8 protein-coding genes are annotated in these 9,649 nt (G+C 72.3%); all 8 read left to right on the top strand.

Going from position 1 to position 9,649, the window contains the following annotated elements; genetic code table 11:
* Window positions 1-131 precede the first annotated feature (131 nt).
* The 8 genes from icd to VLK66_RS21005 all read left to right on the top strand — a co-directional run bounded on the left by icd (window position 132) and on the right by VLK66_RS21005 (window position 9,557).
* On the top strand, window positions 132-1,430 hold the full coding sequence (icd, locus tag VLK66_RS21040) for an NADP-dependent isocitrate dehydrogenase (protein ID WP_325311447.1): 1,299 nt from the start codon (window positions 132-134) through the stop codon (window positions 1,428-1,430).
* A gap of 198 nt (window positions 1,431-1,628) precedes the next feature.
* Window positions 1,629-3,128, top strand: a complete 1,500-nt coding sequence (locus VLK66_RS21035) for a leucyl aminopeptidase (protein ID WP_325311446.1) — start codon at window positions 1,629-1,631, stop codon at window positions 3,126-3,128.
* Window positions 3,125-5,137, top strand: a complete 2,013-nt coding sequence (locus tag VLK66_RS21030) for a Plug domain-containing protein (RefSeq protein WP_325311445.1) — start codon at window positions 3,125-3,127, stop codon at window positions 5,135-5,137. The genes VLK66_RS21035 and VLK66_RS21030 overlap by 4 nt, the downstream gene beginning before the upstream one ends.
* 504 nt (window positions 5,138-5,641) lie before the next feature.
* Complete coding sequence (locus VLK66_RS21025; protein ID WP_325311444.1) at window positions 5,642-6,511, top strand: YicC/YloC family endoribonuclease; 870 nt, start codon at window positions 5,642-5,644, stop codon at window positions 6,509-6,511.
* Window positions 6,508-7,191, top strand: a complete 684-nt coding sequence (gmk, locus tag VLK66_RS21020) for a guanylate kinase (RefSeq protein ID WP_325311443.1) — start codon at window positions 6,508-6,510, stop codon at window positions 7,189-7,191. Before VLK66_RS21025 ends, gmk begins: the two co-directional genes overlap by 4 nt.
* Complete coding sequence (gene rpoZ / locus VLK66_RS21015; protein WP_325311442.1) at window positions 7,188-7,427, top strand: DNA-directed RNA polymerase subunit omega; 240 nt, start codon at window positions 7,188-7,190, stop codon at window positions 7,425-7,427. Before gmk ends, rpoZ begins: the two co-directional genes overlap by 4 nt.
* Before the next feature lie 7 nt (window positions 7,428-7,434).
* Window positions 7,435-8,670, top strand: a complete 1,236-nt coding sequence (gene coaBC, locus VLK66_RS21010; protein ID WP_325311441.1) for a bifunctional phosphopantothenoylcysteine decarboxylase/phosphopantothenate--cysteine ligase CoaBC — start codon at window positions 7,435-7,437, stop codon at window positions 8,668-8,670.
* Window positions 8,667-9,557 carry a uracil-DNA glycosylase gene (locus tag VLK66_RS21005; protein WP_325311440.1) on the top strand — a complete coding sequence of 297 codons (891 nt, stop codon included), beginning with the start codon at window positions 8,667-8,669 and terminating at the stop codon, window positions 9,555-9,557. Before coaBC ends, VLK66_RS21005 begins: the two co-directional genes overlap by 4 nt.
* The last annotated feature ends 92 nt before the right edge of the window (window positions 9,558-9,649 follow it).

Raw genomic sequence — 9,649 nt, 5'->3', positions numbered from 1 at the left:
AAGTGCGTGAGTGCGGAAGCGCGCCGGGCTCGCGCGGGCGGCGGCTCCCGCGCCGGCCCAACGCACTCACGCACTTCCGCACTCACGCACTTCTAACGACCAGACCCGATCCTTTCACCGGAATCAGCACTATGAGCGACTGGACCCCCACCGCCCCGGCGGGCGGCGAGCGCGTGGAGATCCGCGGCGGCAAGCTGCACGTTCCCGATCAGCCCATCCTTCCCTTCATCGAGGGCGACGGCACCGGCCCCGACATCTGGAACGCCTCGCAGCCGGTGTTCGACGCGGCGGTGGAGAAGGCGTACGGCGGCAGGCGGAAGATCCACTGGATGGAGGTGCTGGCCGGGGAGAAGAGCTTCCAGCAGACCGGCAGCTGGCTTCCCGATGCAACCCTGGACGCCTTCCGCGAGTACCTGGTGGGGATCAAGGGCCCGCTCACCACGCCGGTCGGCGGCGGCATCCGCTCGCTGAACGTGGCGCTGCGCCAGATCCTGGACCTGTACGCCTGCGTCCGCCCCGTCCGCTGGTTCGAGGGCGTGCCCAGCCCGGTGAAGAAGCCGGGCGACGTGGACATGGTCATCTTCCGCGAGAACACGGAAGACATCTACGCCGGGATCGAGTTCGAGGCGGGGACCGAGGACGCGAAGAAGTTCGCCGCCGCCTTCAAGGAAGCCTTCCCCGATCGCTTCAGGAAGGTGCGCTTTCCCGAGACTTCCGGCTTCGGGATCAAGCCGGTGTCGCAGGAGGGCACCGACCGGCTGGTGCGCGCGGCCATCGAGTACGCGCTGGCGCACGGCCGCCGCTCGGTGACGCTGGTGCACAAGGGGAACATCATGAAGTTCACCGAGGGCGCCTTCAAGAACTGGGGATACGAGCTGGCCGAGCGCGAGTTCGGCGGCCGCACCTTCACCTGGGCCGAGTACGACCGCATCAAGGACGACCGGGGCGAGGATGCCGCCAACGCGGCGCAGAAGGAGGCCGAGGGCGCCGGCAAGCTCATCATCAAGGATGCCATCGCCGACGCCTTCCTGCAGCAGATCCTGACGCGGGCGAAGGACTACGACGTGATCGCCACGCTGAACCTGAACGGCGACTACGTTTCCGACGCGCTGGCCGCGCAGGTGGGCGGGATCGGCATCGCCCCCGGCGCGAACATCAACTACGTGACCGGCCACGCCATCTTCGAGGCCACGCACGGCACCGCGCCCAAGTACGCGGGGAAGGACCAGGTGAACCCCGGCTCCGTCATCCTCTCGGGCGAGATGATGCTGCGCTACATGGGGTGGACCGAGGCCGCCGACCTGATCGTGAAGGGGCTCGAGGGCGCCATCGCCGCCAAGACCGTGACGTACGACTTCGAGCGGCTGATGGAGGGCGCGACCAAGGTGTCGTGCTCGGAGTTCGGGCGGAGGATCGTGCAGCACATGTAGGAAAAAGTGCCGAGTGCCGAGTGCCAAGTGCCAAGTGCCAAGTGCCAAGTGCCAAGTGCCAAGTGCCAAGTGCCAAGTGCCAAGTGGCCTTTGCGTCGGGCGATGAGCTGGTGCTGCATCCTCCAGGCACTAGGCACTAGGCACTAGGCACTAGGCACTTTGGCATTAAACAATCAAATCGAACCGGATTCCGTCGAGATGAACGTTTCCGTCCTCCGCGGCGAGCTGGCCTCGCTGGAGACGCCGCTGCTGGCCGTTCCCGTCTTCGAGGGGAACGGCGCCGACCCCGCCGTGCAGGCGCTGGACCTGGCGCTCGGCGGGCTGATCGCCGCCGTGCGCGAGCGCGGCGACCTGCGCGGCAAGGAGGGCGAGTCCGTCACCCTCTACCCCGCCGGCGGCTCCGTCGCCGCCCAGCGTGTGCTGGTAATCGGCCTGGGCAAGCCCGACTCGCTCACCCCCGAGAAGCTGCGCAGGGCCGGCGGCACCGCGGCCCGGCAGGCGGCCAGGGCCCGCGCGGCGAGCGTCACCTTCGCCCTCCCCGCTTCGTCCGTCGACTCGGGGGATGCGGCGCGCGCGGTAACGGAGGGCGTGGTGCTCGGCTCCTACTCCTTCACCGAGCTGAAGTCCCGCGCGGACGACGCGCCGGCGCCGGTCGAGCTGGCGGACCTCGCGATCGCCGTCCCCGCCGAGGCGGACGAGGCGGCGGTGGCGGAAGGGGCGCGCGTCGGCTCCGTCGTCGCGTCGGCCGAGAACTTCGCGCGCAACCTGGGGAACCTTCCCGGCAACGTGGTCACGCCCACGCGCCTGGCCGAGGTGGCGGGCGACATCTCCACCCGCTTCGGGATGAAGCTGACCGTCCTGGGGCCCAGGGAGATGGAGGCCGAAGGGATGGGCGCCCTGCTGGCCGTCGCCCGGGGGACGGACGAGGAGCCGCGGCTCATCGTCCTCGAGCACCGCGGGGGCGCGGACGGGGATCGCCCGCTGGTCCTGGTGGGGAAGGGGCTGACCTTCGACGCGGGCGGCATCTCCATCAAGCCGGCGGCGGGGATGGAGGAGATGAAGTTCGACATGTGCGGCGGCGCGGCCGTTCTCGGCGCCATGCACGCGATCGGCGAGCTGGGCGTGAAGGCGAACGTCGTCGGCATCGTCCCCTCGTCCGAGAACCTGCTGGGTGGCAAGGCGATGAAGCCGGGCGACATCTTCCGCGCCGCGTCGGGGAAGACCATCGAGGTGGTGAACACCGACGCCGAGGGGCGGCTGATCCTGGCCGACGCGCTGCACTACGCCAAGCGCTTCGACCCGGTGGCCATGCTCGACGCGGCCACGCTGACCGGCGCCTGCGTGATCGCGCTGGGCCACCAGGCCTCGGGGATCATGGGGAACGACGAGGCGCTGCTGGACGAGGTGAAGCGGGCGGGCGACCGCACCGGCGAGCGCTGCTGGCCGCTGCCGATGTTCGACGAGTACCGCGACCAGATCAAGAGCGACTACGCCGACATCAAGAACAGCGGCGGCCGTCCGGCGGGCACCATCACCGCCGCCTGGTTCCTGCGCGAGTTCGTGGGCGACACGCCGTGGGTGCACCTGGACGTGGCGGGCACGGCGTATGGGGACGGGAAGCTGGCGTACCTCTCCAAGGGCTCCACCGGCGCCCCCACCCGGCTGTTCGTGGAATGGGTGCTGTCGCGCGCCGGATGAGGCGCGTCCTCCGGCCCGCCCTCTTCGCCGCCGCGCTGGCCCCGGGGCTCGGCGCGGCGCCCGCGCACGCCCATGCGCAGGTGCGCGACACCGTGCCGCAGCGCCCGTCCACGCGCCCCCCCGCGCCGGCTCCCGCGCCCGCGCCGGCTCCGCCCGTGCCTCCGCCCGCCGCGCGCGACACGATTCCCGGGCAGCGGCGCGACTCGGTGCAGGTGGCCATTCCCGGCGAGGCGGTGCGCGGCGACACCATCCCCGGCGCGAAGACGGACACCACCACGGTTCCGGACTCGACCGTCGCCGCTCCCAGCTTCCCCGCGCACCCGCTGCCGCCGGCGCACGGGTTCTCGGACGCGACCTACGTCTTCGGCCCCGAGCAGCTGCAGTACTTCCACGGCCTCTCGCTGGCCGACCTGCTGGACCGCATCCCCGGGCTGGTGATCACGCGCACCGGCGGCTTCGGGCGGCCGATGGGCGTATCCCCCTTCGCCTCGGGCGGCGGGCGCTTCCGCATCTTCCTGGACGGCTACGAGCTGCGGCCGCTCACCGGGGCCACGCCGGACCTGCAGCGCATCCCCATCGTGAACCTGCAGTCCGTCCGCGTCCAGCGGGGGCTGGAGGAGATCCGCGTCGACATCACCTCGCTGCGCCTGGCCGACATCCGCCCCTTCGCGCAGATCGAGGGGATGGACGGCGACCTGGGGACGCGGGCTCTGCGCGCGCTCTTCACCCGCCCGATCGGCAGGCACATGGTGGCCGAGGTGGGGCTGGACCTGGACCAGTCCAGCGGGTCGCTGCGCCGCCAGCCGTTCAGCGAGACGCACACGGTGGAGCGGCTGAGCTACGCCTTCACCCCCGACTGGGGGCTGCAGGCCGAGCTGCGGACCACCAAGCTGAACAGCGAGAGCCGCCTGACCAGCAGCGTGGAGCTGGAGAGCCTGGACCGGAGCGAGCTCATTCTCCGCGGCCGCGGGCGCATCCTGGGCGCGAACCTCGAGGCGATGGCGGGGCGCAGCCTGCAGCGCCCCGCCGGCGCGGACACGCTTTCCGAGCGCGTGCGCAGCGTGCAGGCCGACTTCCGCGCCACCGTCCCCCTCAGCTTCGGGATGCTGGCCGCCGGCGCGCGCCTGCACCGCGGCGAGGAAGACGGCTGGGCGCCGAACCAGACGGAGGTGTGGGGGCGGCTGGACTTCGACCCCGCGCCCTGGCTGGCGGCGACCGGCGAGGTGCGCCAGCTGACCATCGGCGGCGTCACCGGGCTGGAGGCGACGGGGAGCCTGCGCGCGGGGCCGTGGGGCGGCTTCTCGCTGTTCGGCCAGCTGGCCACGGGGAACCGCGGCGTGCGCTACCTGGCGGGCGACTCGGTGGTGCTGAAGACGATCGGCGGGATCGGGGGGACGGGGGTGCCCGCGCTCGACACCGTGCAGGTGCAGGTGATCCGCACGCTGGACAGCTCGGTGGACGGGCTGCGCGCCGGGGCCGAGTTCAACCGCGGGCTCTTCCACCTGGGCGCGGCGGTGGTCACCCACAACCTGGACCAGGCCGCGCCGTACGGCTTCGCCTTCGACCGCGCGGCGCCGGTGCAGCCGGGGCTGAACGTCACCGGCGTGGAGGCGTACGGCTCCATCCCCCTGTACTTCCGCCAGCTGACGCTGAACGGCTGGTACCAGCGCTGGCTGAACACGCCGGACCGGCCGTACCTCCCGTCGCAGCTGGGGCGCGCGTCGGTGCAGTTCAACGGCGTGTACAAGCAGGGAAACCTGGAGCCCACCCTCCGCTTCGAGGTGGTGGGCCGCGACGAGGCGATCGCCTACAACCCGGCCACGCTGCAGAACGAGCCGGTGGCGCGCTACGCGCTCTTCAACTGGTTCGTGCAGATCCGGATCATCGACATCCGCATCTTCTGGCGCTACGAAAACGCCTTCAACCGCCGCGGCCCGTACGACGTCGCGAACACGCAGATCCCCGGCGGGCGGGCGCTGTACGGCGTGCGGTGGTTCTTCCGGAACTGACGAAAGTGCTGAGTGCTGAGTGCTGAGTGCTGAGTGCTGAGTGCTGAGTGCCAGCCTTCGGAGTGCGTCCGACGCATCGCGCCCTCTCCGGCCGGCTCAGGCCGTCCACCTCTCCCGTACCGGGAGAGGTAGCTCGGCCGGCATCACCGCCACACCGAAGCATCCGCGCGAGGAAGTTGCAGGGTGCGCCGGTGCCGGACAGCCCCCTCGCCCGGAACGGGCCCCGGAACGGGAGAGGGCGAGCGCTCTCAGGCGCGGGGAGAGGGCGGCGCGGGCGCGGCGGGATCGCTCCGTCGCCGGGAGCGTGATGAGTGGGGATGATGAGGTCGCGGGGGAGGCGACGCGGGAGATGTCGCCGGGACGCTGATCTCGCCGCGCCCGCATCGTCCTCGATGGCCGGAAGATGCGGCCTCGCAAACGCTTGGCGCGGGTGTCAAGACGTTGACCGTGGCCGTGCGCTGCGTTACCGTTCGGGATTCCAGGGGAGGGGATTTGATCCGGAGCATGACGGGGTTCGGCGAGGCGCGCAGGGACACGCCGGCCGGCACCCTCCTGGTCGAGGTCCGCACCGTAAACCATCGCCACTTCAACGCCAACCTCCGCCTCCCGCAGTCGCTGGCGCGCTGGGAGACGGAGATCCGCGAGTGGCTGCGGCAGCGGATCTCGCGCGGGCACGTGAACGCCAGCGTGCGGCTGGAAACGCCCGCCGGACAGCCGCGCGGCCTGAAGCTGGACGAGGAGCGCGTGCAGTCGTACCTGGCGCTCCTCCACCAGCTTTCCGACCGCTTCGGCGTCTCCGGCACCCCCGACCTGCACACGCTGGCGCGCTTCCCCGACGTGTTCGTCCGCGACGAGGGCGAGGACTTCGAGGTGGAGTCCGACGACCTGCGCGCCGCCGTGGACGAGGCGGCGCAGGCCAACGTCCGCATGCGCGAGGGCGAGGGTCGCCGGCTGCACGACGACCTGGAGGGCCGCGTGGCCGCGATGGAGGCCGGGCTGGACCAGATCGCCGCGCTGGCGCCCGAGCGGCTGGCGGCCGAGCGCGACCGGCTGCGCGCCGCCATCCACGAGCTGGCCGGCGGCGTGGCGGTGGACGAGGCGCGGCTGGCGCAGGAGCTGGTGTACACCGCCGAGCGGCTGGACATCAACGAGGAGCTGGTGCGCTTCCGCGCCCACAACGCCGCCTTCCGCGAGCTGCTGGACGCCGACAGTGCCGAGCCCGTGGGGAAGCGGCTGGGCTTTCTCGTGCAGGAGATGCACCGCGAGGCCAACACCATCGGCTCCAAGGCCAACCACGCGGGGATCGCGCACCGCGTGGTGGCCATCAAGGAAGAGGTGGAGCGCCTCCGCGAGCAGGTGGAGAACGTGGAGTGACCGGCGCGGAGGCCCCCTTCCCGCTCGTCGTCTCGGCGCCCAGCGGGGCGGGGAAGAGCACGCTGGCGCGGCTGCTGAGGAAGCGGAACCCCGACGTCGAGTTCTCCATCTCCGCGACCACGCGGGCGCCGCGGCCGGGAGAGCGCGACGGGCGCGAGTACCACTTCGTGGGCCGCGACGAGTTCCTGCGCATGCGCGACGCGGGCGAGCTGATCGAGTGGGCGCCGGTGCACGGCAACTTCTACGGCACCCCGCTGGGCAACGTGCGCCGGGCGCAGGCGCGGGGGCAGCACCTGCTGCTCGACATCGACGTGCAGGGCGCGCGGCAGATCCGCGCGGCGCTTCCCGAGGCGGTGCACGTGTTCGTCCTCCCGCCCACCGGCGCCGCGCTGGTGAAGCGGCTTTCCGGGCGGGGGACGGAGAGCGCCGACGTGCTGGAGCGCCGGCTGCGGAATGCGGAAGACGAGCTGCGCGCCGCGCCCGAGTTCGACTACGTGGTGGTGAACGACCGGCTGGAAACGGCGGTGACGGAGCTGGAGGCGGTGCTGCGCGGACGCGCGGGGCCGCCGCGTGTGGCCGCGGGGCTGGCCGGCCGGATCGACCGGCTGTGCGCGGAGATCGAGCGTGAGCTGGGCCCGGACGGGCCCGTGGAACGTCTACGACAGGGAGGAATGCGATGAGGGTTGTGACTCCGGGCCAGGCGGCCCGACACACCGGCAGCAAGTACCTGGGCGTGCTGGTGGCGGCCAAGATGGCCCGCCACCTGAACGAGCTTCGCCGCGGCGAGCTGATGGAGGACCCCACCGTGAGCGGCGCCGAGCCGCGCGAGAAGCTCACCACCGTGGCGCTGGAGCAGGTGCGCGCCGGGACCACCGAGCACCGGCTGGTCAAGCGCCGCCGCCCCGACTCGCTGTAAGGCGCCGGTGGCCGGCCGGCGCGAGCCGCGGCGTCCCTTCGCGGGGCGCCGCGTGCTGCTGGGGGTGACGGGAGGGATCGCGGCGTACAAGGCGGTCCAGCTGGCGCGCGACCTGGCGCTGGCCGGCGCCGCCGTGGACGTGGTGCTCACGGCGGGCGCGCGCGAGTTCGTGCGGCCGCTCACCTTCGAGGCGCTCACCGGCCGCGCCGCGCACACCTCGCTCTATCCCGACGGCGATCCCAATCTCCACATCCGCCTGGCGCGCGAGGCCGATCTCGTGCTGGTCGCGCCGGCGACGGCCAACTTCCTGGCGCGCGGGGCGCACGGGATGGCGGACGATCTCTTGACCGCCATTCTCCTCGCCACGCCGGCGCCCGTGGTGCTCTGCCCGGCCATGAACGACCGCATGTACGCCCACCGCGCCACGCAGGACAACCTGCTGCGGCTGCGGGAGATCGGCTACACGCTCGCCGGCCCGGCCACGGGCCCGCTGGCATGGGGCGAGGGCGAGGGACCGGGGCGGATGCTGGAGCCCGACGAGATCCTGGCGCACGCAGGCCGCGCGCTCGAATCCCCGTCGCTCGACGGTGTGCGGATCGTCGTCACCGCCGGGCCCACGCGCGAGCCCATCGACCCCGTGCGCTACGTCGGCAACCGCTCGTCGGGGCGGATGGGGTACGAGATCGCCGCCGCGGCGTGGCGGCGCGGCGCGGACGTCCATCTCGTCTCCGGGCCTTCCCATCTCCTTGCTCCCGTGGGCCCCGTGGTGACCCGGGTGGAGACGGCGGAGGAGATGCGGGGCGCCGTGGCGGCCCATCTCCCGAACGCCGATGCGCTGGTGATGGCTGCGGCCGTCGCCGACTTCCGCCCCTCCGATCCCGCGGGGGAGAAGATCAAGAAGGAGAGCGGCGGCGTTCCGGTGATCGAGCTGGAGCGGACGCCGGACGTGCTGCGGGAAACACGCGATCTGCGCCCCGCCGGTGCCGTGGTCGTCGGCTTCGCGCTGGAGACGCAGGACGTGGTGGCGAACGGCCGCCGCAAGCTGGAGAGGAAGGGGTTGGATCTTCTCGTCGTCAACGACGCCCGCGAGCCCGGCGCCGGCTTCGAGGTGGTGACGAACCGCGTGACGTTCCTCGAGCCGGGACGCGACGACGAGTCGCTGCCGCTGATGAGCAAGGGCGAGGTGGCCGACCGCATCCTGGACCGCGTGGAGGCCATCCTCCAGGCGAAGCGCGCGCGGTGAGCGACGCCCGCGACCTCCTTCGCAGCTACCTGCGCCAGCGCGCGGAGCTGGGAGACGACGAGCTGGTGCTGGACCGCCACTCCGCCGGCGAGCTGCGGGAGATGCTGCGGACTGGTGCCGGGGACGGGGGACGGGGGACGGGCGGGGGAGTGCCCGCCGCGGCCCGGCCCGGCGCCCGTCCCGATGCCCCCGCGGCCATCCCTCCTCGCGACCCGCGCCCGGCCGATGCGCAGGTGCACGTCCGCGCGGGCGCGCAGCCGCCGGGCGAGACGCCGATGCGCCCCGCGCGCGACGCCCCGTCCCGCGGCGTGTCGGCGGAGGAGATCGCGGCGCTGCCGGTGCTGGGCGCGGTGCGCGAGGTGTCGCTGGGGTGCCCGCGCTGCCGGCTGGCGGAGACGCGCACCCGCGTGGTCTTCGGCGAGGGGAGCGAGACGGCGCAGCTGATGGCCGTGGGCGAGGCGCCGGGGGAGAACGAGGACCGCCAGGGCCGCCCCTTCGTGGGGAAGGCCGGGAAGCTCCTCGACCTGCTGCTGATGACCGCCGGGTTCGAGCGCGAGGCCGTCTACATCTGCAATACGCTGAAGTGCCGCCCGCCGGGAAACCGGAACCCGCTTCCGGACGAGGTGGAGGCGTGCAGCCCGTATCTGCTGAAGCAGGTGGAGCTGGTGGCGCCGCGCGTGATCGTGGCCTTCGGCACCTTCGCCGCGCAGACGCTGCTGGGCACCGACCTCTCCATCGGCAGGCTGCGGGGAAAGCTGCACCAGTACCGCGGCATCCCGGTGGTGCCGACGTACCATCCGGCCGCGCTGCTGCGCAACGCGGGGTGGGTGCGCGCCGTGTGGGAAGACCTGCAGCGCGCGCGCGCCGTTCTCGACCGGCCGTCCTGATCCGCCATCTCATCGAAATCATGCGTCCCTGTGTTTAGTGCGTGAGTGCGGAAGTGCGGGAGTGCGTTTGTCTCCGAGCGAGACCCACGCAC

It is taken from the genome of Longimicrobium sp., from assembly GCF_035474595.1.
GTDB lineage: Bacteria > Gemmatimonadota > Gemmatimonadetes > Longimicrobiales > Longimicrobiaceae > Longimicrobium.
Note: the sequence above shows the minus strand (reverse complement) of the source record. Positions and strands in the feature narration are given on the sequence as shown.

Coding starts and splice junctions, on each gene's coding strand:
- VLK66_RS21035 (WP_325311446.1), top strand. CDS start 1,629: ATGAACGTTTCCGTCCTCCGCGGCGAGCTGGCCTCGCTGGAGACGCCG.
- rpoZ (WP_325311442.1), top strand. CDS start 7,188: ATGAGGGTTGTGACTCCGGGCCAGGCGGCCCGACACACCGGCAGCAAG.
- VLK66_RS21030 (WP_325311445.1), top strand. CDS start 3,125: ATGAGGCGCGTCCTCCGGCCCGCCCTCTTCGCCGCCGCGCTGGCCCCG.
- VLK66_RS21025 (WP_325311444.1), top strand. CDS start 5,642: ATGACGGGGTTCGGCGAGGCGCGCAGGGACACGCCGGCCGGCACCCTC.
- icd (WP_325311447.1), top strand. CDS start 132: ATGAGCGACTGGACCCCCACCGCCCCGGCGGGCGGCGAGCGCGTGGAG.